This window comes from Hymenobacter sp. YIM 151500-1 (genome assembly GCF_025979885.1).
GTDB lineage: Bacteria > Bacteroidota > Bacteroidia > Cytophagales > Hymenobacteraceae > Hymenobacter.
This window is the reverse complement of sequence record NZ_CP110139.1, coordinates 4027678-4054428: the sequence shown is the minus strand read 5'-3', so window position 1 is coordinate 4054428 and position 26751 is coordinate 4027678. Positions and strand designations below refer to the sequence as shown.

General features: G+C 63.0%; 21 protein-coding genes and 1 tRNA gene. 10 read left to right on the top strand and 12 right to left on the bottom strand.

What is annotated here, in order from left to right:
• Positions 1 to 59 precede the first annotated feature (59 nt).
• Positions 60 to 908 (bottom strand): dihydroorotate dehydrogenase, encoded by an 849-nt coding sequence (locus tag OIS53_RS16870; protein ID WP_264679748.1) that lies wholly within the window; start codon positions 906 to 908, stop codon positions 60 to 62.
• 301 nt (positions 909 to 1209) lie between these two features.
• Positions 1210 to 1542: an amino acid--tRNA ligase-related protein gene (locus tag OIS53_RS16865; protein ID WP_264679747.1), complete on the bottom strand. Its 333-nt coding sequence runs from the start codon at positions 1540 to 1542 to the stop codon at positions 1210 to 1212.
• A 694-nt stretch (positions 1543 to 2236) separates the two neighbouring features.
• Here OIS53_RS16865 and OIS53_RS16860 point away from each other — a divergent pair.
• The gene (locus tag OIS53_RS16860; protein WP_264679746.1) at positions 2237 to 2803 is read left to right on the top strand and encodes a DUF4468 domain-containing protein; all 567 of its coding nucleotides are present in this window, start codon (positions 2237 to 2239) and stop codon (positions 2801 to 2803) included.
• A 208-nt stretch (positions 2804 to 3011) separates the two neighbouring features.
• On the opposite strand, the gene OIS53_RS16855 is transcribed toward OIS53_RS16860, so the two are convergent.
• The 3 genes from OIS53_RS16855 to OIS53_RS16845 form a co-directional block, all read right to left on the bottom strand.
• Positions 3012 to 4772: a lysophospholipid acyltransferase family protein gene (locus OIS53_RS16855; protein WP_264679745.1), complete on the bottom strand. Its 1761-nt coding sequence runs from the start codon at positions 4770 to 4772 to the stop codon at positions 3012 to 3014.
• Positions 4773 to 5116: 344 nt separating this feature from the next.
• The gene (locus tag OIS53_RS16850; RefSeq protein ID WP_264679744.1) at positions 5117 to 6004 is read right to left on the bottom strand and encodes a DNA/RNA non-specific endonuclease; all 888 of its coding nucleotides are present in this window, start codon (positions 6002 to 6004) and stop codon (positions 5117 to 5119) included.
• A gap of 366 nt (positions 6005 to 6370) precedes the next feature.
• Complete coding sequence (locus tag OIS53_RS16845) at positions 6371 to 8425, bottom strand: T9SS type A sorting domain-containing protein (protein WP_264679743.1); 2055 nt, start codon at positions 8423 to 8425, stop codon at positions 6371 to 6373.
• Positions 8426 to 8933: 508 nt separating this feature from the next.
• Between OIS53_RS16845 and OIS53_RS16840 the strand changes: the two genes are divergently transcribed.
• From OIS53_RS16840 to OIS53_RS16830, 3 genes are all read left to right on the top strand, one after another.
• Entirely contained in the window at positions 8934 to 10307 is a 1374-nt protein-coding gene (locus OIS53_RS16840; RefSeq protein WP_264679742.1) for a sigma-54-dependent transcriptional regulator, read from the top strand.
• Between the two features lie 21 nt (positions 10308 to 10328).
• Positions 10329 to 13919: a PAS domain S-box protein gene (locus OIS53_RS16835; protein ID WP_264679741.1), complete on the top strand. Its 3591-nt coding sequence runs from the start codon at positions 10329 to 10331 to the stop codon at positions 13917 to 13919.
• A gap of 84 nt (positions 13920 to 14003) precedes the next feature.
• Positions 14004 to 15068 carry a flavin-containing monooxygenase gene (locus OIS53_RS16830; protein WP_264679740.1) on the top strand — a complete coding sequence of 355 codons (1065 nt, stop codon included), beginning with the start codon at positions 14004 to 14006 and terminating at the stop codon, positions 15066 to 15068.
• A gap of 530 nt (positions 15069 to 15598) precedes the next feature.
• Here the strand turns inward: OIS53_RS16830 and OIS53_RS16825 are convergent.
• Positions 15599 to 15967: a T9SS type A sorting domain-containing protein gene (locus OIS53_RS16825; protein WP_264679739.1), complete on the bottom strand. Its 369-nt coding sequence runs from the start codon at positions 15965 to 15967 to the stop codon at positions 15599 to 15601.
• A gap of 195 nt (positions 15968 to 16162) precedes the next feature.
• Between OIS53_RS16825 and OIS53_RS16820 the strand changes: the two genes are divergently transcribed.
• The 3 genes from OIS53_RS16820 to OIS53_RS16810 all read left to right on the top strand — a co-directional run bounded on the left by OIS53_RS16820 (position 16163) and on the right by OIS53_RS16810 (position 19808).
• On the top strand, positions 16163 to 17278 hold the full coding sequence (locus OIS53_RS16820; protein WP_264679738.1) for an NAD(P)/FAD-dependent oxidoreductase: 1116 nt from the start codon (positions 16163 to 16165) through the stop codon (positions 17276 to 17278).
• Positions 17279 to 17595: 317 nt separating this feature from the next.
• Complete coding sequence (locus OIS53_RS16815) at positions 17596 to 18801, top strand: type III polyketide synthase (RefSeq protein ID WP_264679737.1); 1206 nt, start codon at positions 17596 to 17598, stop codon at positions 18799 to 18801.
• Between the two features lie 290 nt (positions 18802 to 19091).
• A complete protein-coding gene (locus tag OIS53_RS16810; RefSeq protein ID WP_264679736.1) occupies positions 19092 to 19808 on the top strand; it encodes a methyltransferase domain-containing protein in 717 nt (238 codons plus the stop codon).
• Between the two features lie 208 nt (positions 19809 to 20016).
• Here the strand turns inward: OIS53_RS16810 and OIS53_RS16805 are convergent, their stop codons facing one another.
• Both OIS53_RS16805 and OIS53_RS16800 read right to left on the bottom strand, forming a co-directional pair.
• Positions 20017 to 20925, bottom strand: a complete 909-nt coding sequence (locus OIS53_RS16805; RefSeq protein ID WP_264679735.1) for a histone deacetylase family protein — start codon at positions 20923 to 20925, stop codon at positions 20017 to 20019.
• A gap of 57 nt (positions 20926 to 20982) precedes the next feature.
• Positions 20983 to 21057 (bottom strand) — tRNA-Val (locus OIS53_RS16800).
• Between the two features lie 201 nt (positions 21058 to 21258).
• On the opposite strand from OIS53_RS16800, the gene OIS53_RS16795 reads away from it, so the two are divergent.
• Both OIS53_RS16795 and OIS53_RS16790 read left to right on the top strand, forming a co-directional pair.
• The gene (locus OIS53_RS16795; protein ID WP_264679734.1) at positions 21259 to 21948 is read left to right on the top strand and encodes a porin family protein; all 690 of its coding nucleotides are present in this window, start codon (positions 21259 to 21261) and stop codon (positions 21946 to 21948) included.
• A gap of 67 nt (positions 21949 to 22015) precedes the next feature.
• Positions 22016 to 22537, top strand: coding sequence for a DUF6992 family protein (locus OIS53_RS16790; RefSeq protein WP_264679733.1), 522 nt, complete (start codon positions 22016 to 22018; stop codon positions 22535 to 22537).
• Positions 22538 to 22594: 57 nt separating this feature from the next.
• Here OIS53_RS16790 and OIS53_RS16785 read toward each other — a convergent pair whose 3' ends face one another.
• Both OIS53_RS16785 and OIS53_RS16780 read right to left on the bottom strand, forming a co-directional pair.
• A complete protein-coding gene (locus tag OIS53_RS16785; RefSeq protein WP_264679732.1) occupies positions 22595 to 23101 on the bottom strand; it encodes an acyl-CoA thioesterase in 507 nt (168 codons plus the stop codon).
• 293 nt (positions 23102 to 23394) lie between these two features.
• Entirely contained in the window at positions 23395 to 24570 is a 1176-nt protein-coding gene (locus OIS53_RS16780; protein ID WP_264679731.1) for a DUF3616 domain-containing protein, read from the bottom strand.
• A gap of 164 nt (positions 24571 to 24734) precedes the next feature.
• On the opposite strand from OIS53_RS16780, the gene OIS53_RS16775 reads away from it, so the two are divergent.
• Positions 24735 to 25481: a hypothetical protein gene (locus OIS53_RS16775; RefSeq protein WP_264679730.1), complete on the top strand. Its 747-nt coding sequence runs from the start codon at positions 24735 to 24737 to the stop codon at positions 25479 to 25481.
• 13 nt (positions 25482 to 25494) lie between these two features.
• On the opposite strand, the gene OIS53_RS16770 is transcribed toward OIS53_RS16775, so the two are convergent.
• Positions 25495 to 25992: a hypothetical protein gene (locus OIS53_RS16770; protein WP_264679729.1), complete on the bottom strand. Its 498-nt coding sequence runs from the start codon at positions 25990 to 25992 to the stop codon at positions 25495 to 25497.
• Between the two features lie 246 nt (positions 25993 to 26238).
• Positions 26239 to 26649 carry a hypothetical protein gene (locus OIS53_RS16765; protein WP_264679728.1) on the bottom strand — a complete coding sequence of 137 codons (411 nt, stop codon included), beginning with the start codon at positions 26647 to 26649 and terminating at the stop codon, positions 26239 to 26241.
• Positions 26650 to 26751 lie beyond the last annotated feature (102 nt).

Genomic DNA, 26751 nt, shown 5'->3' with positions numbered 1-26751 from the left:
GACCAACCAGCCAGACGCCAGCCTAACGGCGCAGATGCCCCGCGAAGTGAAACTTCGCGTTACAAGTTTACGGGCTCCAGTTGCCCGCACTCGGCAGCCAGCCGGGCCGAGAGGCCGGGTTCCAGCCACTCGCCGCTGGCCACTTGCACGGCCGCCGCCCCGCAGCGCAGGTAGTCTGTCACGTGGGCCGCCGTAAATACCCCACCCGTCCCGAAGATGGGCAGCGTGATTCGCTCGTCGTGGGCCAGCTCCCACACGCAGCGCAGGGCCACGGGCCGCAGCGCCTCGCCGGAGAGGCCGCCGGCCAACGGCCCGGCGTCCGGCTCGCCGGGCAGGTGCAGGGCTTTGAGCAGGTTGGTGGCGGCCAGAGCGGTAGCGCCGCCCTCCTGGGCTCCCAGGGCCAGCCCCCGAATGTGCTCGGGCCAGGGCGGCAGCTTCACCACCACGGCGGCTTCGGGGCCCAGCTCGTTGCGCACGGCCTGGGTGGCTTCGCGCACAAACTTGGCGTTCAGGTCGGCGCCTTTGCCGGTATCGGGCTGGGCCATATACACCTCCACGCCGGCTATCTGCGGGCCTACTTCGCGAGCCAGAAAACGCGCAATCTTGCGGAAGCCCGGGATGCCTGGCGCCGTAATACTCACCAGCACCGGCACGCCGTAGCTGCGCAGGTGGGGCAAGTGCTCCTGCACCAGAATCTCGGCGCTTTCGGTGCGCATGTTGGTGGCATTGAGCAGAGTTTGGTCGGCCACCTGCCAGATGCCTTCTTCGTAGAGGCCCGGCCGGGGCTCCATGGTTACGGTGCGGGTAAAAATGGCGCCCAGCCGCTCATGGCCTAGCCCAGCGGGCAGCTGCCACGGCGCGGCGGCCAAGCACACCGGATTCTGCAGCGTAAGAGTACCGAGTTGCATAGGTCTGAAAATATGTTGGCTTCGATGGGTGGGCCACGGTGGTCGGCGGCTTCCACCCGCAAAACACAAGTTACTATCCCGCCCCGAATTAAGGTTCGGTTTACGTTTCCCGCAGGTGCCAGCACCCGAAAAACGGGGTGGTCAAGTCACGGACTGACGTTCGTCAGAATCCCCCTGATTTCGTATCACCCCGCTTGCTTGAGCCACCCCGCCCCACACCCCTGGGCGGGGTGCAGGAAGTGGGAATGCCTGAAAAAACAAAGCGCCCGGCCAGAAACCAGGCGCTTGCTGGAAAGGAAGACTAGATGGCGTTGTGGCGGTTGATGAGGAAGGGCACGCAGCGCCGGATGTCGGCTTGGCCCAGGATGAACTGGGCCACGCGAGCCAAGCCGATGCCGGCGCCCGAGTGCAGCTTCACGTCGTGGTTTTTGTGGAAGTCGAGGTACCAGTCGAAGTCTTTCAGCATCGACGACTTCAGCGTGTTGTGGACGCCTACGAAGCCGTAGGACTCTACATACTGGCGGGCACCGCGCAGCATAGCGTCCCACACCTTAACCACGGCTACACGCTGGGGCGTTACGGTCAGGTTGTAGTCCCGGGTTTTGGCGTAAGCCGGGGCGAGGGTGTTTTCCAAGGTAATGGAGTAGGTGAAGGTTGGGGCGAGATTAGAAAATGTGGATGGCTGGGTGCACCCCGCAGGCCCCGGCCGACTTGGCTGGGCACAAAAAAACCGCTGCGGAAACCGGAGCGGTGAACGGGGCAAAAACCAGAAAAGCGGAAGAGTCGACGGGAGAAACGACCAGCTGGTCATCTCGCAGGACGGCTTGCCGCACGGTCCCGCGCTTCATCAAATGGTGTTGATTGAGGTGAAGCACGTCACAAAAGTACCAAACCACCTTTCAGCTTCAAGACTAGTCATGTTAACTTTATGTTACCAAAATGTTGTATCGACCTTTACGTAGCACTTCCCTCTTATTTCCAATAAAGCATCATATCTAGCTAATAATCAACATATGCACTAAGTCAGAAAGATGTTTCTCGGTGAGAAGTTATTGTTACTACATTTGCCTTTTGCTTCTAGACGTAAAGTATATTTAATCTGAATTTCCACTGACTTTATTGGTATTGTTCAATTTCGATGTTGTTGAGCTATTATTAGATATATATTTCAAGTCTGGCTCACCGCAGAAATGATATTCTCAGCACGGGGCAGCATGCACCTTAGGCTGGCAGTTTCTTAACAAAGTTATACTGGCCTGCATTTTGTTACAGAGCACAAGGGCTATCTACTTTTGTAGCTCAACACTGCACTCTTGCTTGCTCTTGTTATGAAAAAAATGCTGTCTGGCCTGCTGTTTATCAGCATGGCGATATTGGCCCCGCGGGTTCAGGCTCAGTCTGATTACGCCGCTCCTATTAGCTACAGTGAGCAAGTGCAGGTAGAGGGCGCCGTGCGTACGGCGCTGTATAACCGGGCCCTGTCGTGGACGGCAACCAAGTTTACTTATACTCCAAAGCTCAACGCCCGCTCCGATGAGGCAGCGGGCACGGTGCGCCTCACGGGTACCAGCCGCGTAAAAACGGTGGACAACAAGGGCAAGGACCACGAAGTACCCGTGGAGTTTACCTTCCAGTTTCGGGTCACCGACACCGGCTACGAGTACAGCGTGGGCTCTTTTCAGGTGCATCCTAACGCCGCCCAGCCCGAACAGCTCATGGCGTTTGACGAGTACATCACGCTGCTGCAAGCCGAACGCACCAACGCTCGCACCCACAACGACCGGCGCGTCATTGCCCAGGCCTCTTCCCTGGCCAGCGAAGCCGCCCTGTCGTTCCGCTCCCACATGAACAGCCAGCCCGCCGAAGGCGACATAGGCTTAGCCGGGGAGCATTGAAATTTAGATGTGAGAGAGGCGAGGCGAGAAGTGAGACAACCCTAAGGGGCAGCATGTTGGTAGGCACCAGGGGCTTTCGTGCATAAAGCCCCAGCGGGGCGGCACCTACCGTCCGCCGACGTGGGGTGCCGCCCCGCTGGGGCTTTATGCACGAGAGCCCCTGGTGCCTACCAACATGCCGCCCCTCAGGGGCTACTTATTCACTCATTTACTCATTCACTCCTTCACTCATTTTATACCGCTCCAGCAGGCGGTGGGTGCGGGCGGGCAGTTCGCGGGCGTCCAGCACCATGAAGCCGTCGAGAGCATTGCTGAACCGGGGGTCGAGGTTGAAGCTGATGAGGCGGGCGTTTTGCTTCAGGTACTGGCGTAGCAGCACGGGCACGCCGCTGCCGCCCGGCTCCAGGCCCGCAATAAACTTTTGCAAATCCTGGAGGCTACTCAGGCCGGCTTGCAGGGCCTCGGGGCTGGCGGCCTCGTCCAGGGGCCGGTAGCGGAACTGCTTGCGCGGGCTCACCAGCGCCGCCAGCGTGGGGTCGGAGAAGTGGCGGCGCAGATACTCCACCATCACAGCCTTGGACACGGCCGAAAACTGGTTGCTGATGCTCACGGGGCCAATCAGGTAGCGGTACTCGGGGTGCCGGGCCACGTACTCGGAAATTCCTTTCCAGAGCAGGGCCAGCGGCAGGGGCTGCTTCTGGTACTCTTCCCGGATAAAGGACCGCCCCAGCTCCAGCGACTCCCGCAACAGGGGCGTCAGGCCCGCCTTCATCCGAAACAACGAGTGCAGGTAGAAGCCCCGCTTGCCCCGCTGCTGCAAGATGGCCCGGCCCCGCCCCACGCGGTAAGCCCCCACGAGGCAGCGGGCACTCCGGTCGTACAGGAACAGGTGGCGGTAGTAGGCGTCGTAGGCGTCGAGGTCGGTGGGCTGCTGGGTGCCTTCGTCCTCGCGGCGGAAGGTCAGCTCCCGCAGGCGCCCGATTTCGCGCAGTACCTGCGGAATTTCCACTTTCTTAGCCACGTACACTTCCCACTGCCCGTAGCGCACCAGCAAACGGGCCGGGCGCAGGGCCGCAATATCCGCTTCAATGGCGGCAGACGGCGTTTCGGGCCCTACCGAGGGCGTCGGTAGGGGCGGAAACAAGGTGCTGGCTGCTACTTCCAGCGGGGAGCCCAGCGCGTATACCCTAGCCCGCAGGTAAGGCAGCCGGTCGGGGGTAGGCAGACGGGCCAGGTCGGGGGCGGCTACGGGCTGGCCGATGCGGATGCGCACGGTATGGCCGCGCTTGTTGAGCAGCTCGGCGGGCAGGCGGGCCGTGCGCAGCAGCGGGTGCATGAGGCCCAGCAAACTAAACGAGGCGCTGTTCTGCCCGCTCAACCACACGGGCACCACCGGCACCCTGGCTTTTTCGAGCAGGCGCCCGGCCGTGGGGTGCCAGGCCGAGTCGAGGGCCGGCCGGAACGGGGCGGCGCGGTGGGCCACTTCGCCGGCCGGGAACAGGCCCAGTGGCACGTCGTTGTGGAGGTAGCGCAGCAGGCGCCGCACGCCGGGAGTGTTGCGGCCGGCCGCGCTGCGCTCCGGGTTGACGAGGGTGAGCTGGCCGGTGAGGTTGGGCAGCAGGGGCGCCAGCAGCTCGTTGGCTACGGCCCGGAAGTCGGGGCGCACTTCGCCCAGCACGTACAGCAGCACCAGCCCATCCAGAATACCGCACGGGTGGTTGGCCAGGGCCACGAAGGCGCCCTGCGCCGGAATGCGTCGCAGCTCGGCGGGGTCGTAGTCGAGGGTGATGCGCAGCTCCCGCAGCAGCTGGCCGATAAACTCGCGGCCGTGCAGGTGCTCGACGCGGCTGTACAGCTGTTGCAGCTCCCGCAGCTGGGCAAACTGTAGCCACAAGGGCCGCAGCAGCTCGCCCGCACGACGGCCCAGCGGACCCGACACCGGCAGGCGAAAATCAGAAAGCAGATTCATGAAAAAGCAGCCCACCAGGGCACTCGGCCGGACTGAGGCCCAAACTTCCGAAACGCAGATTAGCTATACGTTATGACCAGATTATGAAACAGTTACGAATGCTTCAACAAGCGAAAAGCCGCGTTGCAGCGCGGCTTTTCGCTTGTTTCTCCACACTGATATTTCTCCTCTTCTCACTCGTTGCAAAGGTACAGCCTACACGAATGCTGTTACAGCCCAACCTAGACAAGTAACAAAAGCATAAAGCTGTATTTCAAGGCGTAAGCCCAAGCACCCAGCACTCAGCTTTGAGGTACACGGGCCTACGGTAGCGCGCCGGCAGATTGTCGTACAGCTTCCGGAGTTTAGCTGGTGGGGCCGTTGTCGACGCGGGCTTCTACCACGCTCTGCACCGAGGAAGACACGGCCGACAGCAGGTCGTAGCCGGTGGCTTGCTCGATGGCGTCTACGGTGGTGCGGTAGGTGCCCCAGGAGGAGTTCAGGGAATTGTCGTTGGGCGTGTCGATGGCAATAACGCGGGTGCTGCTCGTGACGCGGCTGGCATCGGAAGAGCCGTTGGGCAGCACCACCACCACTTTCCAGATGCGGGCAGGCACGGTTACGCGGCCCTGGTCGAGGGTGGTGTGGTAGCCGTTGGAGCCGGTGCCGCCCTTGCCGTAGGAGCCCATGATGACGTAGACTTCATTGCCGGCGCTAACGAGGGTGCGGCAGTAGTTTTCGAGGTTGGCCCAGGTACGCTGGTTGTTATTGGGGGCCTGCGGAATCATGTTGCTCATCAGGAAGGTAGCCGAGTTGTCGGCCACCGAGCCGGTGCGGTCGGCGGAGGGGCAGTTGTGGCCCCTATCGAAGCCCGAGCCGCTGTAGCTGGTGCTGGTGGGGCGGTACCAGCCGCTGGGCAGGGCATTGTCGGGCGCGAAGTTGTCCTGGCGAGGCGTGCTACCCACCCAGGCGCTGCTCAGATGCCAGCTTACCCAGTTGGGCGTGCCCCGGTCGCGGTGGTAGCTCATGGCAAACTGCGACTTCACCATCAGGTAGTTCCAGTAGTAGCTGGTGCTGGTGCTGGCGCCGCTGGGGTTGCCCAGGGCCAGGTGGTTGTCGCGAGTGGCGGTGGCATCCTGGTGCTGCACTGCGGCGGCAGGAGCAGTGGGCGCTACAGTTTCTTCCTTGGCGCAAGAAGCGGCCAGGCTGCCCAGCAGGGCCAGGCTCAACAGGCGGGTAAAAGTACGCTGCATAGATGTGGGATGGGAAGAGTGGTTCACGACCGTGACCATACCACAAAGTTGAGCAGCTGCCAGGCAGCGGATGTTATCCAAATATTATCATTGTGCACCGTTTTGTTACTTCATCATGAAGTAAGCTATTCTAAATAGTACAATTCCTGAATTAAACAATACTCCTTTGCATTCCATATGAATGGGTACTCCAGCCGGGGGCGGAGTAACGGCAAGCTGACGTGAGAACTGCTCCAGCCTGAAAATGCAGCAAGCCCCACCGACCTGCAACGATGGGGCTTGCCTGACCACGAGGATTGGAAAAGAAGGATAGTTAGCGGATAAAGTCTGGAAAAAGGGCTTTGTTCAGTAACCCCGGACAATACACTAGGGCGCAGCCACTACCAGCGCCTGCGTCGCCACACGCCGGCCGGCAGCATCCGTAACGACCACGTGGTAAAGACCCGCCGGCAGCCCGCGCACAGGCAGCTCGGCCCGCTCGGCCAGGTGTTGCCGCAGGCTGCGGCCCTGGCTGTCGAGCAGCGTGAGCGTGTGGGCAGAGCCGGCCGGCAACCCCGCTACCCGCACCACGGCCGTAGCCGACGTTGCGGGATTGGGATACACGGCCACCGGGCGCAGCGCCGGCGTCCACCGCACCGGCACCACCGAGGAGTATTGCGTCTGGCCGTCAGCATCTACCTGGCGCAGGCGGTAAAACCACGTGCCCGAGCCCTGGCTCCCCACGTCGGTGTCGAGTAGCTGGTAGCGGCGCGGGCCGGTGCTGGTGCCGGCGGCGGCCACCTGGCCCACCGCCCGGAACTCCGCCGTAGCCGATGCCGCCCGCTCCACCACAAAGAAGCTGCTGTTGGTTTCGGTGGCCGTTTGCCAGGTCAGCTCCACGCCCGCAGCCACGGCGCGGCCCCTGAAGGCCACCAGCCGCACCGGTAGCGGCGTCGGTGCCGTAATAGCCGCCGGAAAGCCCGTGGGGCGGTCCTCGGCAAAGCTGTAATACACGCGGGTGTTGTCCAGGGCTGCCGCGCCGTTGCTGATTTCTATTTCTGCCCAGTCAAAGTCACGGGTGGTCAGGAAAGACACCTCCTGGCGGCCGGCAGCCAGCAGCTCCAGGTTCAGCAGGTCGGCGCCGCTGGCGCTTTCTACCAGCACGCGGCCGTCGGTGCCAGAGCCTTGGGCGGCCCCGGTGTAGGTGTTGATGCGCACGGAAGCCAGCAGCCTGGCATCGAGCAGGCCCGTGCCCAGGCCCAGCACGGCCCCGGCCACATTACCGGCCCGGCCGGGCCCGTCGAGGCGCAGCTTCAGGCGGGTGGTGCCAGGCACGGCCACCAGCGTCTGAATAGAGGCGTAGTTGGACTGCACATCCTGGTCGGCGGCCCGCTCCGGGTTCGTCACGGAGCAGTTGACGCACACCAGCGCGCCGTTCACCTGGAAGTTGCCGGCCGGGTCGAGGAAGTTGGACAGGCGGGGCCGCTCGTCGCGGAACACGCGGGGCTCCAGCCCAAAGCCGAAGTACACCCGCAGGTCGTTGAGCAGGGTTAGGGCGCTGCTGCGCTGAATTTCCACCCGGTCAAAGGGCTTGGTGGTAGCCATGCTCACCACCGACTTCTCCTCGCTTAGTACGCGGAGGTCGAGCAGGTCGGTGCCGGTGCCGGTTTCCTGCACGGCACCGTTCAGGTAGGTAGTCAGGCGCAGGCCCGGCAGCACACTAGCGTCGAGCAGGCTGCCGCCACCCACCACGAAGCCCGCCTGGTAGCCGGCCGGGGCACGGCCCTCCAGCTGGGTTTGCAGCGTAACCGGGCAGTTCACGTCCAGGGCCGAAGCCAGAGTGGCGTAGTTGGTCAGGCTGGCATCCACGGCATTGGTGGGGTACTGCACGTTGGTGTTGGCGCACAACGTCACGCCGCTGCTGCCGGCAAAGCTGGTGCTGTAGTGGCGGGCGGTGGGCTGCTGAAACCGCGACACGTAGCCCGTGGCCTGGGTAATAACGTTGGCATCAATGCCGTAGGCGTAGTACACGTCCAGCTCGTAGCCCAGCGCGGCAAAAGCCGCGGCCTCCACCTCCACGTGGGTGAAGGGCTTGGTAGCCACAAATTCCAGGCGCACGGGCGCGGTTTCGCTGCCCAGCACCAGCCGGGTCAGGGCCGGGTCTACGGGCCGGGTTTCCTGGGGCTGGTTGCCCAGGTAGGTCCGGATAAGCAACGTGCTGGCTACGTTCAATGACGCAAGGTTGAGCAGCCCGCCGCTGCGCTTCACCACCACCCCGGCCCGGTAGTTGGCCGGAGACTGGCTGGCCAGGGCCATGCGCAGCCGCACCGCGCCGCCCACCAGCGACAAAGGCACGCGCATGGTGGCGGCCGTCGTCAGGCTGGGGTCGGTGGACAGCTCGGGGTTGTCCACGTCGCCGGCGCAGTTTGTCTGGCCAAGCACGGTGCGGCAGTTGCGGAAAACCTCCGCCGCACCCGGTATCCCACTATTGGAATAAATTGGCTCACTGGCGGCCTGGGCCACGGTACTACCGCCGCCGAGCAGCCACAACCACAATAATCCTCCCCCACAAGCTTTCCTGAAAAAGCGAAAACCAGCCATTGTTGGTACGGATTTGTTGTTCGACTCCAGACTTTTAGAGCCTAAAAAGTAATTGGCAATTCCGCCGCCATTTCGGTATTTTAACGACAAGTAGCTGTCTGCCAGCGCGGTGCATCTATACGCAAGCGGCTATATTGTCCCATTCCTAGATTCAGCGTCCGAATTTGAAAAAGTTTGGTAAGCCCATAAATCCCGCTTATACTCGCATTCAAGCGCCGTTTTCTTTTCTTCTGAGCTACTGAAAGCCTACTTCCCGGAATAGCACATTTAAGTGCCGTGCTCAGCCCAGGAGCAGGCAGGCCAAGGCCCTGCCCCCACCATTCCGGTTCCACCCCCCTCCCCCGTTCGTATGAGTACACCGCTACCCGTCACCATCTTTGTAGTGGAGGATAACATCTGGTATGGCGAGCTGCTAGAGTACAAACTCGCGCAGAACCCGGATTATCTTATCCGCCGGTTTACCACGGCCCAGGCTTGCTTTGAGCACTTGGGCGAGAAACCCGACATCATCACCCTCGACTACACCCTGCCCGACGGGAAAGGCGAGCAGGTGCTGCGCCAACTCAAGGAGCGCCTGCCCGAGGCTTCGGTTATTGTTATTTCGGCCCAGGAGGATGTGCGCACGGCCGTGGGCCTGCTCCGCGAAGGCGCCTACGACTACCTGGTGAAAGACGAAGAAACCGCCGACCGCCTCTGGAACACGGTCAATAACATTTGCAAGCAGCTACGCCTGCGCCGCGAAAACGAGCGGCTGCGCGAGCAAATCGGGCAGCGCTACGACCCGCGCCGGGCCATTCTGGGCGAAAGTCCGCAGATGCAGCAGCTCTTCACCCTCATCGACAAAGCAGCCCGCACCAACATCACCGTCTCGCTGAGCGGCGAGACGGGCACGGGCAAGGAGCTGGTAGCTAAGGCCATTCACTTCCAGTCGGAGCGCAGCGCGGGCCCGTTCGTGGCCGTCAACGTGGCGGCTATTCCGCGGGAGCTGCTGGAAAGTGAGCTGTTCGGGCACGAGAAGGGCGCGTTTACCGGGGCTGTAGCCCGGCGCATCGGGCGCTTCGAGGAAGCCCACCGCGGCACTCTGTTTCTGGACGAAATAGCCGAGCTGGACTTAAGCCTACAGGCCAAGCTGCTGCGGGTGCTGCAAGAGCGTGAAATAACCCGCCTGGGCAGCAACGCGCGCATTGCCTTTGATGCCCGCCTGATGGTGGCCACCCACCGCGACCTGGCCCGGGAAGTGCGCGAGGGCCGCTTCCGCGAAGACCTGTACTACCGCCTGCTGGGCCTGCCCATTCAGATGCCCCCGCTGCGCGAGCGGGGCCGCGACGTGCTGGTGCTGGCCAATGCCTTTCTGCGCGACTTCTGCGCCCAGAACCACATGGCCGGCTGCGCCCTTTCGGCCGGGGCCGAGCAAAAGCTGCTGCGCTACCCGTTTCCGGGCAACGTGCGCGAGCTGAAGGCAGTGGTGGAGCTGGCCGCCGTGCTGGCCGAAGGCGACGAGATTCAGGCCCATGACTTGTCCTTGCGCGACGCGCCCACCAGCTCCCCGGCCGGGCCTCCTGCCGAAACCGGCCCCGAGTCGCTGCGGGCCCAAACCACGGCCATTGTGCAGCGCTACCTCGATGCCCACAATGGCAACATCTTGCAGGTGGCCGCCAAGCTCCAGATTGGGAAGTCCACCATTTACCGGATGGTGCAGAACAACGAAGTGTCCATCCGCTGACCTGGCCCGGTTGCCTCCTCTATGAGCTCTATCAGCCTCCGCCACCTGGCGCGCCAGCTGCGCCAGGCCCGCCACGCCCAGGCCCAGGCCCAGGCCGCCCAGCAGCTGGCCGAGCAGCAGCTGGCCGAGCTGCGGGCCCGCTCCCAGGCCGCGGCCGGGCAGGCTTCGGCTTTGCTGCACACCATGAGCACGGCCATCCTGGCCGAAAACGAGGACCACGTGGTGACCCTGCTCAACCAGCGGCTGTGCGACCTGTTTGGGCTGAGCGAGGACGCGGCTGCCTACCAGGGCCGGCCTACCGCGGGCGTGTTGGAGCAGGGCCGCACTGGCCCCCGCGACCCGGCCGCCTTCGGCCGCCACAACACCCAGCTGATGGCCGGGCAGCAGCGCACCAGCGGCACGCTGCTGCACCTGCGCAATGGCACGGTGGTGCAGCAAGACTACCTGCCCGTGGTGCAGCAGGGCCGCACCGTGCTGCACGTGTGGAGCTACGAAGACGTGACCCTGCGCCACCAAGCCCAGCAGCGGGTGCAGGAACTCTCGCGCCTGGCCGAGCAGAGCCCCCAGCCCATCATCCGGTTTGGGCCGGCCGGCGAAGCCCTGTACGCCAACCCCGCCGCCGCGCCGGTGCTCGAGGCCCTGGCCCGGCCCGAAGCGGCAGAGGCGGCGGCCCTGCTGCGCCAGGAAATAGCCAGGGCCTTGCAGCGCGGCACCCCCAACACGCTGGAGCAGCGCCTTGGCGACGAGTTCTACCTCTGGACGGTGGCCCCACTCAGCCAAGCGGAGGGCGCCAACGTGTACCTGACCAACCTGACGGAGCGGCGGCGCACCGAGGCCGAGCTGCACTACAACCAGCTGTTTACCACGCGCATTGCCGACACCGTGCCCAACATTGTGTTCCTGCTGGACATGGACACGCGCAGCCTGCTCTACTGCAATCCGCAGTCGGAAGCCGTGCTGGGCTACACGCCCGAGGAGATGCTGGCCCTCGGCCCCCGGCTTGGCACCTTGCTGCACCCCGACGACCTGGCCGTGAGCCTGCGCAAGCAGCGGGAGCTGTTCTCCATGGCCGATGGAGAAATCATCAGCTCGGAGTACCGCTTCCGGCACCGCAATGGCAGCTGGCGCTGGCTGAACCTGAAAAGCGCCATCTTCACGCGCCACCCCAGCGGCCAGGTGTGGCAGATGGTGGGCTCGGCTACCGACGTGACGGAGCGCCGCACCACCGAGGAGCAGCTGCGCCAAAGCCGCCTGCTGATTGAGCGCGTCACCGATACCACCCCCAACCTGATTTACATCTTCGACCTGGAGCAACAGTGCAACGTGTACTGCAACCGCTACATCGAAACCACGCTGGGCTACACCGAAGCCGAAATCCAGGCCATGGGAACGGGCATGTTCAACATCCTGCTGCCGCCGCAGGAGCTGGAGCGCCTGCAAGCCCACATGCAGCAGGTGGCAGAGGCCGCCGATGGCGAGATTCTGACCCTGGAGTATTCCATCTACCACCGCAACGGCTCGTTGCGCTGGCTGCGCATCCGGACTACGCCCTTCGCCCGCAACGCCGACGGCCGGGTGCAGCAGCTGGTGGGGTCGGGCGAGGATATTACGCTCTGGAAGCTGGCCGACGAGCAGCGCCGGGTGGCCAACCGCCACCTGGCCGAGCAGAACCGCTTGTTCCGGCAGGTAATTGATACGGTTCCCAACCTGATTCACCTCAAAGACGCGGCCGGCAACTACGTGCTGGCCAACGCCGCCACGGCCCAGCTGTTCGGTCTCAGCCTCGATGCCCTCACCAAAACCAACGCCCAGGCCCTGGCCGCCAGCTTCCCCGACCTGGAACGCTACACCGCCTACGACCGGCAGGTAATTGCCAGCGGCCAGGAGCTGGCCCGCGAAGATACCTTTACCGGCGCCGACGGCCGCCAGCGCTGGTTTTACAGCATCAAGCGCCCCTTTGTGCTGGCCGATGGCACCGTGCAGGTGCTGGGCGTCGACAACGACATTACGGAGCTGAAGCGCACCGAGCAGGACCTCCAGCTGGCCAAAGAAGTAGCTGAGGAAAACGCCCGCGCCCGCCAGACTTTCCTCACCAACATGAGCCACGAAATCCGGACGCCCATGAACGGGGTGCTGGGCCTGGCGGCGCTGCTGGCCAAAACGCCGCTGCAAGAGCAGCAGCAGCAGTACCTGCACCACATCCGGCAGTCGGCCGAGAGCCTGCTGGTGGTTATCAACGATATTCTGGACATGGCCCAGCTGGGCGCGGGCCGCATTCGGCTGGAGACGGTGCCGTTTGAGCTGCGCGACGTGCTCAAGGACAGCTGCCAGGCCCTGCTGCCCAAGGCCACCGAAAAAGGCATCAGCCTGCGCCTAGAGCTGCCGCCTGCCGCCGTGCCCACCCGCGTGCTGGGCGACCCGCACCGCCTGCGCCAGGTGCTGCTCAACCTGCTCAGCAACGCCATCAAGTTTACGGAGCGCGGCCACGTGCTGCTGCGCTGCCAGCCCGAGGAAAACCCCACCGGCAGCCCGCGGTTTCAGTTTGCGGTGCTCGATACCGGCATTGGCATTCCGGAGGGGCAGCTGGAGCAGCTGTTTGAGCCATTTATGCAGGCTTCGGCCAGCACGGCCCGCGAGTACGGGGGCTCGGGGCTGGGGCTGAGCATTGCCCGCGGCCTGGTGGAGCTGCTGGGCGGCCGGCTCACGGCCGAAAGCCGCCTGCACCACGGCAGCACCTTCCGCTTCAGCCTACCCTTCGGCCAGGCCCCCGAGGCCGACCCGCCCGCCGCCCCGGCGCCCTGCCCCAACTACGCGGCCCTGCGCGGCTACCGGGTGCTGCTCACCGAAGACAACGCCGTAAACCAGCTGCTGGTGCAGACGATGCTGCGCGGCTGGGGGCTGGAGGTGGACGCCGCTGCTTCGGGCCCCGAGGCCCTGGCCCTGTTTCGCCAGCACCGCTACGACGTGGTGCTCATGGACATTCAGATGCCGGGCATGGATGGCATGGTGGCCACCCGCCTGCTGCGGGAGCACCCCGACCCCGAGCGGGCCCGTACGCCGGTGGTGGCCTTTACGGCCCACGCCATGGCCGGTGAAGCCGAGCGGTACCGGGCGGCCGGGCTCGATGCGTATTTGTCGAAGCCGTTTCGGGAGGCGGAGCTGTTCCAGACCATTGCCGGCCTGCTGCCCAATCTGCCGGCCCTGCCCTGCGGCGCGGCGGCCGGAGCGCCCCCGCAGCCCTGCCCCAAGCTGTACGACCTGAGCAACCTGCGGCAGTTTACCAACCAGGACGAAACGTTTATCCGGCGGCTGGTTCGGTTGTTCAGCAATACTACGCCCCCGCTGGTGGAGGAGCTGGAAACCCACCTGGCCCAGCGCCAGGTGCAGCCCCTCAGCGCCGCAGCTCACCAGCTGAAAAGCTCGGTGGGCGGCTTGCAGATTCAGGTGTTGCTCGACCCGCTCCGCGCCCTGGAAACCGCCGCCACCGCCCCCACTCCACCCGACTGGTCGGCTCTGGCCGAGCACGTCCACATCATCCGCGCCACTCTAAACGAGGTAATCCGGCAGCTGGGCGAAGAGTTTGCCGAAGAAGGTGCCGCCCAAGCCCGCTAAACCAGCCGGCCGGTGCAGTGGTTGACTACCAAACCCACGTTGCGGCGGCCGGCTCAGCGGAGTAGCCGGGTGCTTGACTATCGTATGAAACGCACTCCTCCCCACACCGACACCTTACTTATAGGAGCGGGCCAGGCCGGGCTGGCGGCTGCGTACTATCTGCAACGGGCCGGCGTGCCGCTGGTGATACTGGAGGAGCGTTCCGCTGTCGGTGACGTGTGGGCTACGCGTTACGACTCGTTGCGGCTGTTTTCGCCGGCCTGGGCCAGCGCCTTGCCGAGTCTGGCGTGGCCGGGTAACCCGCTGCGCTACCCCACCAAGGACGAAACCGCGGCTTACCTGCGCCAGTACGCTGCCCACTTCAAGTTTAAGATAGAGTGCGGCCAGCGCGTAATCAGCGTAGCGCCGGCTCCCACCGGAGGCTACGTAGTAGAAACGGCGGCTGGCCTCCGCTACCAGGCCCGGCGCGTGGTGGTGTGCACGGGCCCATACACCACCCCGCGCCGCCCGGCCTTTGCCGGGCAGCTGCCGCCAGCCGTGCAGCAGCTATATAGCAGCGCCTACCAGCGCCCCGCCCAGCTGCCGGGCACCGGGCCGGTGGCGGTAGTAGGCAGCGGCAACTCGGCCCTGCAAATTGCCGCCGACCTGGCAGCCACGGGCCGCCCCGTATTCATTGCCTTCGACGAAAAAACCCCGGCCCTGGCCAACAATACCGCCATGTGGGCCTTTATTCTAGGCACTGGCCTGCTGCAAGCCGGCCGCAACTCGCCGGTGGGCCGGCTGATGCGGCAGCGGCCCGAGCCGGTAGTAAGCCAAGACCTGCACCACCTGCGCGGCTTTGATAACGTGCAGTGGATAGGCCGGGCCACGGAAGCCACCGCTGCCGGCACCATCCAAGGGCAGCGCGCCGCCACCCCGCCGCTGGCGGCCGTGGTGTGGGCCACTGGCTTCGGGCCGGACTACGAGTGGCTGCGCGTGCCCGGCGCCCTGGCCTCTGATGGGCAACCGCTGCACCACCGCGGCCTGAGTTCCGTGCCGGGCCTGGCGTTTCTGGGCTTGCCCTGGCTGCACAGCCGCCGCTCGGCCCTCATGGGCGGAGCCGCCGCCGATGCCCGCTTCGTGGTGCGGCACCTGCTGAAAAGCACATAATTATACCGTAACTCTGCCTCAGCTTTTGGGTTATAAGTAGGAAATAGCCCACCGCCGCGGCACCAACCGCTGGGCCCCGGCGTTAGGCAGCTTTCTTCGCTTTTAACCTTCTTTTCGTATGTCTCTGCTCATCTTCTTCGGCATTGCCCTGGTAACTGCCCTGCTCTTTCTCGATACCGTCAACAATGTAAAAGGCATGCTCACGCCGGAGCCGGTGCGCGCCAAGTAAGCACTAGTGCCTGCTTACAGCAGTAAAGCGAAGCCTCCGCCCGCAAGGTGGAGGCTTTGTTCTATTTACCTCTTTGGCAACTTTCGCGCACCACGCAGTGCGCATCAAGCAACTGGGCGAGAGGTGGATTAGATAAATAACGGAGCGTTAAAAGCTCAGCCAGAAGCTACAGGCTGGACGCAAAGCTTCCTCTTCTGTTGAGTAGAGAGAGCCGGGGGCGGGGCAGACCGGAGCAGAAAAAGCAAAAGCAGCCCCATGTGAGGCTGCTTCCAACAAACTGATACTATTACCCGAGCAGTTCTTACCGGATGACCAGCTTGCGCATCTCGCTGTAATCGTCCGATTCCAGCTTGACGTAGTACAGGCCACTGGCAAACTTGCTCAGGTCCAGGCTTTTGGTGTACCGGTCGTTCAACTCGGTTATCGTTTCGCGGTACATCACCGAGCCAATGACATTCAAGACCCGCAAGTCGAGGCGGCGGCCTTCAAAGCCATTGACAGCAATGTGCACGATGCCCGTACTGGGGTTGGGGTACACCAGCAAGGCTTTCTCTTCAGCAGAGGCGGCGGGCCGGGTTGGCTGCTGGCGCGGGGGCGCCGCTGTTTGAGCCGCGGCGGTTCGCGGCAGGCTGCTGTGCAAACCCAGGGATAATAAAAAAGTAAGGAACAAAGAGCGTAAGCGTTGCATCATAGAAAAGCATAAGAGGGCGAAAGAGAACGACCAGCAGATGAAACAATAACGGCCGGCTTGTTTTTAGGTTTGCAAAGGTAGCATGGGATTCCCTACGCTCACCGGAAAATATAAATCATCTTCGATAAATGCTGCCTGTCATTCTTCACCCTCACGCTCTTACCAGATAAGCAAGTGGACGTTGTCATTATTGGTGGGGGCCTCGGCGGGCTGTGCGCGGCCCTCGACCTGCGCCAGCGCGGCTACGCCGTGGCTCTGGTGGAGCGGCGCCAGTTTCCGTTTCACCGGGTGTGCGGCGAGTACATTTCCAATGAGGTGCTGCCCTACCTGCGCCGCCTGCACGCCGACCCGGCCCCGCTGGGCCCGGCCCACATTGGGCGGCTGCTGGTCAGCTCCCCGGCCGGACGCACCCTCACGGCCCCGCTCGACCTGGGCGGCTTCGGCATCAGCCGCTACCGCCTCGACGACTACCTCTACCGCCTGGCGGAGAGCCGGGGCGTGCAGGTGCTGCAAAAAACCACCGTCACGGACGTCACCTTCGACACAGGCCGTGATGCGCACGAAGTAGTGCTGGCCGACGGGGGCCGCCTGGCGGCCCGTGCCGTGCTGGGGGCCTACGGCAAGCGCAGCACGTTGGACCGGCAGTTGCAGCGGCCGTTTTTTCAGCAACGCTCACCCTACCTGGGCGTGAAGTATCACCTGCGCTACGATTTCCCGCCCGACCTGATTGCCCTGCACAACTTCGCCGATGGCTACGCCGGCATTTCGGCCATTGAAGACGGCAAGTACTGCTTCTGCTACCTCACCACCCGCCGCAACCTCAAGGCCCACGGCACGGTGGCCGAGCTGGAGCGGCAGGTGCTGGCCCGCAACCCGCTGCTGCGCGCCATTCTGCACGAGGCGGAGTTTCTCTACGACCAGCCCGAGGTTATCAACGAAATTTCCTTTGCCCCCAAAACCTGCCTCGAAAACCACATGCTGCTGTGCGGCGACGCAGCCGGGCTGATTACCCCGCTTTGCGGCAACGGCATGGCCATGGCCATTCACGGCGCCCAGCTGGCCGCTCATCACCTCGATCAGTTCTTGCGGGGCCAGCTGGCACGCCCGGCCCTGGAAGCCGCCTACCGCCACAGCTGGCAGCGCCACTTTGGGCCACGCCTGCGCGTAGGGCGGGCCGTGCAGCGCCTTTTCGGGCAGCCGGTGCTCAGCGAAGCCGTAGTGGGCGGCCTGCGCCACTGGCCCGCCGCCGTGCAGGCCCTCATGCGCCGCACCCACGGCCAGGAATTTTAAGATATCCCTGTTTCGCGCCTCGTCTGGATGAATACCGGCGGCTACTGGCGCGAGGTTAGCGCAGCGTACCTCGTGCCTGGGCATGAGGTGGAGGCTGCGCCTCCACTGCCGCACCAGCGGCAAGCCGGGACCGGGCCACCAGGAGCAGGCGTCAGTCGTTCTGACGTGGGGAGGCACAGCCTCCCGGCATGGTCGGCACGAGGTACGCTGCGCTAACCTCGCGCCAGTAGCCGCCGGTATTCATCCAGACGAGGTGTTACAGCCGCCCCCGCAATTTCGCACGGCGGTAGGCCCGAAAATTGCGTAAACTGCACTTAATGACCAGTTACCTCTGTGCCATTGGCACCGCCAACCCGCCCCATCGTATTCCGCAGCTGCACATTGCCGACTTCATGGCCAGCGCCTTGCAGCTGGACGAGGCCGGCACCCGCAAGCTGCGCGCGTTGTACCGGGTGTCGGGCATAGGGCAACGCTACACGGTGCTGCCCGACTACGGCCGTACCTCCGGCGCTTTTGAGTTTTTTCCGAATACGCCCGGCCTGGAGCCGTTTCCGTCGGTGGGGGCGCGCATGGCCGAGTACCGCCGCCACGCCCTGCCGCTCTCCGTGCAGGCTGCCCACGCCTGCCTGGCCCAGCTGCCCGAAGTAGAAGTCAGCAGCATCACCCACCTGATTACGGTGAGCTGCACCGGCATGTACGCGCCGGGACTCGACATTGAGCTGGTGGCCGCCCTGGGCCTGCCGCGGCACGTGCAGCGCACCTGCGTCAACTTCATGGGCTGCTACGCGGCCGTGAATGCCCTGAAGCTGGCCGATGCCTTTTGCCGCGCCGATGCCCGCGCCCGGGTGCTGCTGGTGTGCACCGAGCTGTGCACCCTGCACTTCCAGAAAAGCACCGAGGACGACCACCTGGTATCCAACGCCTTGTTTGGGGACGGGGCGGCGGCGGCCTTGGTGCAAAGCCGCCCGGCGGCCACGGGCCCCAGCCTCGCCCTCACGGCTTTCCACTGCGGCCTGGAGCCCGAGGGCCAGCAGGATATGGCCTGGCACATCAATGATTTTGGGTTTGAAATGACCCTGTCTTCCTACGTGCCGCGCATGATAGAGCAGGGCATCGGGCGGCTCACGGAGGCGCTGCTGGCTCACTTGCCGGTGCGCCTGGCCGACATCCGGGCCTTTGCCATTCACCCCGGCGGACGTAAGATTCTGGAGTCCATCGAGCACGCCCTGGGCCTGAGTGCCCACGACAACCGCTTCGCCTACCAGGTGCTGCGCGACTACGGCAATATGTCGTCGGTAACGGTGCTGTTTGTGCTGCGCGAGCTGCTGGCCAGCCTCTCCCCCACCGACGCCCACGCCCCCGTACTCAGCTTCGCCTTCGGCCCCGGCCTCACCCTCGAAGCCATGCTATTGCACGTAGCCTGGGGAGGAAATGTGGGTAATGTGAAGAATATGGTGAATGCGCGGAATGCGGTGAATGTGGTAAAAGGAAAGAGTGTGGATGCATCTTTACTATCATCCTAAGACGACCCCAGAGAATAACCGAGCTTAAAGCGTATTAGGGGTTTAGCAAAATAAGGTTTAGGTCCTGCTTCATCTGGCGTCCGCTTGCCGAAGCATCTCTACCACTGGCTAATCTCAATTGTGAGAACGAAGCGGGAGAGATGCTTGGCTACACCTTCCTTCGGTTCGACTTCGCCTCCGGCTGCGCGGACGCCAGATGAAGCAGGACAATTCCTCAACACACTCTTACCTTATCGGCTCATTTTCTCACATTCAACACATTCCCACCACATTCCGCACATTAATAAGATATGCCTGATTTCAGTGTTCGGTCGAGGGAGGAGGAGCTGATGGATGACCTGACGCTGGCCTCGGAGGAGCTACGGCAGAACCTGGACGAGCTGGAAGTGGTGAATACCTGGCTGGGCGGCTACGCTCCGCTGCTCGATGCCCTGGAGCGCCTGCAGCCGCAGTTCCCGGCCGGCCGCCCCCTGCGCCTCGCCGACCTGGGCAGCGGCGGCGGCGACACCTTGCGGCAAGTGGCCCGCTGGGCCCGGCGGCGCCAGGTACCCGTGCGGCTCATCGGCATCGACGCCAACCGGTTCATGCTCGACTACGCAGCAGCCAAAAGCCAAGACTGCCCCGAAATCAGCTATGAGCAGCTGGACATCTTCTCCCCTGATTTTGCCAGCCAGCAGTTCGATATCGTGACAGCCAGCCTGTTTTGCCACCACTTTCCCGACGAGCAGCTGGCGCCCATGCTCCGGCAGTGGCAGCAGCAAGCCACGTTGGCTGTCGTCATCAACGACCTGCACCGCCACCCGCTGGCCTACTACAGCATCCAGTGGCTCACGCGCCTGCTGGGCGGCTCTCGCCTCGTGCGCCACGACGCGCCCCTGTCCGTAGCCCGCGCCTTCACCCGCCAAGATTGGCAACGCCTGCTGGCGGCCGCCGGCATCAGCCGCTACACTCTGCGCTGGCGCTGGGCCTTTCGCTGGCAAGTGATAGTGGAGAAGTTTAGGAATTAGAAAGTTGAGAAGTTAGAAAGTCTCCTGAACGTCCTGCTGAGCTTGCCGAAGCATCTCTCCCGCTTCGTTGCGGATGGTTGCTGTCGTGCGGACGATTAAAATTACCCTCGGTAGAGATGCTTCGACTGCGGCTGCGCCTACGCTCAGCAGGACGTTCTCTCGACTTTCTAACTTCTCAACTTTCTACCTTCCAAACTTTTCCACTACCCTACTCCCATAGCTCGGCTGCCACTCGAAATGTGTTGGCATGGGCTTCGAGGATGTCGGCAATGCGGGGGGAGTAGCCGCCACCCATGCACACGACTACGGGCAGGCGGTGCTGGTGGCAGAGGCCCAGCACGTACTCGTCGCGGCGGCGGCAGCCGGTGCGGGTGAGGCTGAGGTGGCCTAGCTTATCGGTGGCCAGCACGTCGACACCGCTTAGATAAAACACGAAATCGGGCTGGTGCCGGTCGAGCAGGCGGGGCAGGGTGTCGGCCAGCAGGCGCAGGTAGGTGGCGTCGTCGGTGCCATCGGGCAGGGCCAGGTCCAGGTCCGACTGCTCTTTGCGGTGGGGGTAGTTGCGGGCCCCGTGCATGCTGAACGTAAACACCCGCGGCTCGTGCCGGAAAATGGCAGCCGTGCCGTTGCCCTGGTGCACGTCGAGGTCCACGATGAGCACGCGCCGCACACCCAGCTCGGGGTGGGCCAGCAGGTAGCAGGCCGCCGCGGCTTGGTCGTTGAGCAGGCAAAATCCTTCGCCCCGGTCCCGGAAGGCGTGGTGGGTGCCGCCGGCCACGTTCAGGGCCACGCCGTAGCGCAGGGCTCGGCGCGCACACTCAATGGTGCCGCCCAGAATCGTAACCTCCCGCTCTATTAGCTGGGGGCTCCACGGAAAACCGCTGGCCCGCTCCTCAGCCCGCGTAAGCTGGCCCTGTTGCAGGCGGTGGTAGTACGCCGCCTCGTGGGCGCGCAGAATATCCGCGGCTGGCGGCGGAACGGGCTGGAAAAAGGCAGGGGGCGGCACGACACCTTCGCGCAGCAACTGCTCGGGCAGCAGCTCGTACTTCAGCATCGGGAAGCGGTGGCCGGCCGGCAGAGGGTGGGCGTAGAGCGGAGCCCAGGCAATGGAGAGCATAACACAAAAATAACCGCCCTCTCAAGCGGTTACTTTCGCAATTCGGGGTGGCTAATGTGAGGCGTACTGGGCTCGAACCAGTGACCTCTACCCTGTCAAGGTAGCGCTCTGAACCAACTGAGCTAACGCCCCGCACCTTAGCCTGCTGGCGGCGGCCTTAAAGAGCCAAAGATAGAAGACAATTCCTGATTCTATTCGTGTGATGCGCTAAAAATTTTCATGGTTGGGAAGTAAGCTTGTAACCTTCTGCGCGCGCCAAAGTATAGCGCCTTACTGATACAGCTTCTGCTTTACGGCAGGCGGCTTTTTGGATCTGATTCACCGTTACTACCCATGAAAAAATTTGCACTCCTGCTGTCTTTCTGCTCTCTGAGCGCCGTTGCCCTGGCTCAAACCGACGGCCCTTCGGGCGTCCGCTCTTCAACTGACTACTCGCCCGGCACTTCCGACTCCCGCAACAATGGCTTCGGGGTGAAAGGTGGCTTCACGGCCGCCCACTTCCGCGGCGACGACAAGAAGAACTACGCTAACGACGACGCCTACAACACGTTCCACGCCGGCGTGTACGCCCAGTTTGGCTTCAACGAGAAGTTCTCGATTCAGCCGGAGGTGCTGTACAGCCGCCAAGGCTTTACGGCTAGCTCCGCCAGCCGCACCGTTACCAGCCAGTACGACACCCGCCTCGACTACATTCAGGTGCCGGTGCTGCTGGTCTACAACTTCCTCGACAACGTGAGCGTGCACGTGGGCCCGCAGGTGTCGCTGCTTACCAAGGTGAAGGAAGGTGACCGGGAGCGGAAAATTGCCGACGAAAACAACCGCTTCGGCTACAGCTACAACAGCCTTGACTACGGCGTATCGGCGGGCGTGGAGGCCCGGGTAGGGCCGGCCCGCGTGGGTGGCCGCTACACCGCCGGCTTCGCCGACATCATTCAGGACCCGACCACCACGGCCGCGCAGTCGCTCAACAACATCAAAAACGGTGCTTTTCAAGTGTACGTGGGCATTGGTATTTCTAACTAACCCGCCGCACTGATTGCTTCATCTAAAAGGAAGCCCGGCTGGGCTTCCTTTTTCTTTTACTTGCCGCATGACATCCTGCTTTCTGCTGTGGCTGCCGCCCGAGGGCAGCTTGCCGGCCATCAACCACGCCCGCGAGCTGCTGGTGGAACGCGGCATGGGCGTGCTGGGCGCCTGGGCCCTGCTCAACCTGCTGGTGAGCGGCTACTGGGTGAAGCACACCGACGCCCGCTCCGAGCTGCACTACCTGCACCAGATGAACGCGGCCTGGAACGTGGTCAACGCCCTGATTGCCGCCTGGGGCCTGTTGCAAGTTAGTCCCAACAATGTAGCCCATCTTACCTTAGCCGAAAGCCAGGCCTCCCAGGCCCGGTTGGAGCAGATTCTGCTCGTCAACATCGTGCTCGACGCCGGCTACGTGCTGCTCGGGAGCTGGCTGCGGGGCCGGGCCCCCACGGCCCGCCGGCCCGAGCGGCTGCTGGGGTTTGGCCGTTCGTTGTGGCTGCAAGGCGGTTTTTTGTTTGGGTTTGATGCGGCGCTATATCTGCTGTATCACCGCTACGCCGGAATGCTGGCGGCGTTTGCAGAGTAGGGCGCTACCCACGGGCCTCCGAGCCGATGACTCGGCGGCTTACAGGTAGCAGTGCTTCTATTCGTGTTCGTTTCGTTCGCGCTTGAGTTGCTTGCGCAGGCGGCGCACCCGCTCGTCGAAGCCGTCGGGGTCGTAGCTTACGTCTTCCACGTCGAGCTGCTCCAGCAGATCCATCAGGGCGTCGGAATGCTCAGTGCGGGTACCGCCGGGCACCTTCACAAACGCCATTTCCGACCACAGCACGGCCTTCAGGCGCTGGCCGTCTTCACTCAGCATCTGCATTTCCACTACCAGGTTGGAGTTGTCGAAGTGAATAAGCTGGGTGCGGATGCGGACGACCTCGGCGTGGTGGGCCGGCCGCAGGTAGGCTAGGTGGTGCTTGGTTATCACCCAGCCCGCCCCCAGCTCGCGGGCCAGTTGGCCCAAGTTCAGGGCGTAGTGCTGAATAGTGTGTTCTTCGCGGGCATTCAGGAAATAGTCGAGGTAGCGGGCGTTGTTCAGGTGGCCCAGCATATCACAATCCTGAAACCGAATGCGGTGGGAGGTTTCGGGAGTTTGAAGCATGGTGTTGGGTAATGAGGTGAAAGGGGTGACAGGTGATGAGGTAACAGGTAACAGGTAACAGGTAACAGGTAACAGGTAACAGGTAACAGGAGGTACGGTCATGCTGATGAAGGAAGCATAGCGCGTGCTGCCGCGTGAATGGTATTGTCCTGCTCTATCTGGCGTCCGCGCAGCCGAAGCATCTCTACTGAGGGTAACTCTTGATGACTGCAACGAAGCGGGAGAGATGCTTGGCTTCGCCTTCCTTCGGTTCGACTTCGCCTCCGGCTCCGCTCAGCATGACGGTCCACCTGTCACTTGTCACCTGTTACCTCATCACCCTTCACCTCACCACCCTTTTCCTCATTACCTTTCACTTTATCACCCTCCTCCAACAAGAAGCTATCCGCTATGACCTGATGGGGGGCGGATTTGCGGGTGGTGGTGGGTGAGTCGAAGGCAATGAGCACGTGGCGGGCGTCGAGCAGGGCCATGCCCTCGGCTTTGTCCTGGCCGGCGGTGGGGCCGGAGCCGTGGGGCACGTCGAAGATGCGCTGTACTTTTTCGGGGCCGATGAGGCTGTCCTGGGGCAGTGTGAGGGCGCCCGGCCAGCGGTACACGGCAATAGTGCCGTCGAGGTCCATGGTGGGGCCAGCCAGCAGGAGCAGGTCGGGGCCTTGCTGGCGCAACTCCCGCACGCCCATACCGCCCAGGGCCAGGAAGTGCTTTTTATAGTAGGATTCGGTGGCGCCGGGCAGCTTGGCCAGGCGCAGGTTGCCGTGCTTGTCTTCTTCGGGCAGCAGCTCCAGCACGCAGGCCCAGCCGCGCAGCACTGGCCCGCGCAGCCCCACAAACAGCCGCCCGTCGGGCGCCACGGCCAGGCCCTCAATATCGAAGCCGTTGTCTTTGCCCGGAATAGTCAGGAAAGGCCCCAGGTGCGGGTCGCGGGCCAGCAGGTCGAGCAGGTCGTTGGAATTGGTGGTGCCGCGCAGCTGGGCCGCGCGCAGCGTTTGGCCGGGCTCAGTAGGATGGGGGGCTTCGCGGTGCAGCTCGTAATTGCCGGTTTTGGGGTTGCGCAGCAGCGGAATGCGGGCCAGCAGGTAGCGGTTAGGCTCCTGCTTTACCTCGGCTAGGCGCGCAATCTGCTTGGCGGGGTTGGCGTGGTCGGGGTCGGGCTTTTTGCGCTTGCGGCTGTGCGAGCCCACCAGCCACAGGTAGTAGTCGCCTTCGCCCAGGCCTTCGATGTCAATTTCCTCGGCCCGGTCTTCGGAAGGCAGGTCCAGAAAATCGGCCAGCTGGTAGGAGCAATGCTCGCCGAACTCCCGCGGGCCGGTCAGGCGCAGGCGCTCCAGGGTGGTACGCTCGTCGCAGCACAGCCACAGGTTGTCGCCGGTACGCAGCACCGACGACAGGCCGTCGCGCACGTGCTTGCCAGCAGAATTGAGGCTGAGCTTGGGGTTAAAATGCAGGGTGTAAGGCTGGCGTCGCACGCAGATGGCTGAGCTTGGTGGTGCTGGGCAAACGGCCAGGCCGACGCCAAGGTTATGCAGATCAATCTCAGATCTGAGATGCATGACAACTAAGGGGTGTACACCTATCTTCTATCCAGTAATTAGTTTATCTTGGTCATTCTCGTTAGAAACAATCTACGCTCATGCAGACTCCCACGCTTGCCTCACTAGCTCGCCAAATCCGTTGGTTGCAGGCATATGCTTTGGGCACTACATTGCTGCTAGTGAGCTCATTACTGGTAGCTTTTGGCCCCGGCAGTCGCCGGGCACGCTTCAGTGAAATTGACGTGGAACGTCTCAATGTGGTGGAAAAAACTGGAGCCTTGCGCATAGTTCTATCGAACAAGGAGCGCCAGCCAGCTCCGCATGTAGCCGGCGAGGACTTACCTCGCGACGGCCAGACTCCTGCCATTCTATTTTATAATGATGAAGGAGGCGAATGCGGCGGCTTAGTGTTTCAAGGCCAGCAGGTTAATGGCCAAGTACAGGCGTCCCAGTCGCTTACCTTTGATCAGTACAGGCAGGACCAGACTCTACAACTAGTGTACTCGGAAGAGGCTACCAACCGGCTGGTGGGCCTACGCATCAAAGACCGCCCCAACATTCCACTGCCGGAACATGCCCGCCGCTTAACTGCTTGGCAACAAATGCCAGATGGCCCGGCAAAGAACGCTGCGCTACGGCCGCTGAGGGCCCCTGATCGAGTTTTTGTGGGTAAAAGCAACGACAACGCGGCTGTGTTCCTGTTCGACAAGGCAGGCCAGCCACGCATCAAGCTGCTGGTTGATGCTAAGAACACAGCTCGGTTGGAATTTCTGGACTCGACCGGTCATGTGCTTCAAAGGCTTCCAGATGAAGCCAACTCCTTGCGTCCAGCTAAAGGCAAATAAGCCGCCTCAACACTCAGCGGCAGCTTTGCCGCAGCTTTTCGAGGCGGCGCATGAGGTCTTTCACCTGGGCTTCGTCGGTGGTATGGAGGGTTAGCTCGGAGGTGGTGGTGCTACTGCGGGTGCGGCGCTGTATCCGCAGCTCAAACACGCGCTGGCCCTCGTCGTTGCGCTCAGGCTCGTACGTAATGGCCGTCACGTCGCGCCACTCGAAGCCCAGGCGCATCTCAAACTTGCCGTCGGCCACGTTCACCGCCCAGTCGGAGCTGCCTTTGCTGACGCTCACCGACACGGGCCGGCTGGTTTTCACGTCGGCTTTCTGGTCGCGGATAAGTTGCTGCACGTGGCAGCCTTCCAGGTCGAGGCGCACTTCCTGGTTGGGCTGGGCCGGGTCGCGCAGCAGCTGGCTGAGCTGGCGGCTCAGCTCCTGGCGCTCTTTCTCAGCCGGGTCCGCCTGCGCCCGGCCCAGTAGTGGCAGCAACACGGCGGCGCCAAGTAGAAGAATGGTTTTCATACGGCAGCAAGTGTACGTAAGACAGCAGACAGCAAGTAGTATTAGGGAAGTTACATACTTCTCCCCGTTTTGCCAGATGCTGCCGGCTGGACCAGAGTTGCCTGAAGCACGAGTACCCCGGAGCTGCACCCCGGCAACGTCAGAACAATACGAGTGCAAATCGTTCTGGCGGGCCAGAGCACAGCTCCGGGGTACTCATGCTGTCCTTCTGCCGTTGCCGGGGCGCAGCTTCGGGGTGCTGATGCTTTACTGGCCGGCTTTGCGGGCCTGCATTTCGGCCTGCATCTGGCGCTGGCGGGCCTTCAGCTGCTGATATTGGGTGGCGGTAAGCACCTGCTGTAATTGCTTGTCGGAAGCCAGGTTGATGCGCTTCAGCTCGGCCAGCAGGGCCGGACGGTTGGCGGCGTGCTGCTGCTGAGCGGCGTTTACCTGCTCGGTGGTGCTGGTAAGAATAGCCCGCACCCGCGGCTGCTGATCCGGGCGCAGCTTAAGCTGCTCAGTCATCACGTCGGTCAGGTCGCGGGCGGCTGTGGGGGCCACGGCTGGTGCTGCCACGGGGGTGGATTTGGCTTTGGCAGCAGCCTTGTTGCGGCGGGCGCAGCCACTGGCCAAGGTAATTAATAGGGTCAGGATGAGGAGAGGACGGAAGGTGTGCATAAGGCAGAAACGTAAACGGAAGGGCTTTCCGCATACGCGAAATTGCGATTCACCGGCCAGGCAGGCTGTAGCAAGTGGTGTAGCGCGCACCTTGTAGTTCGC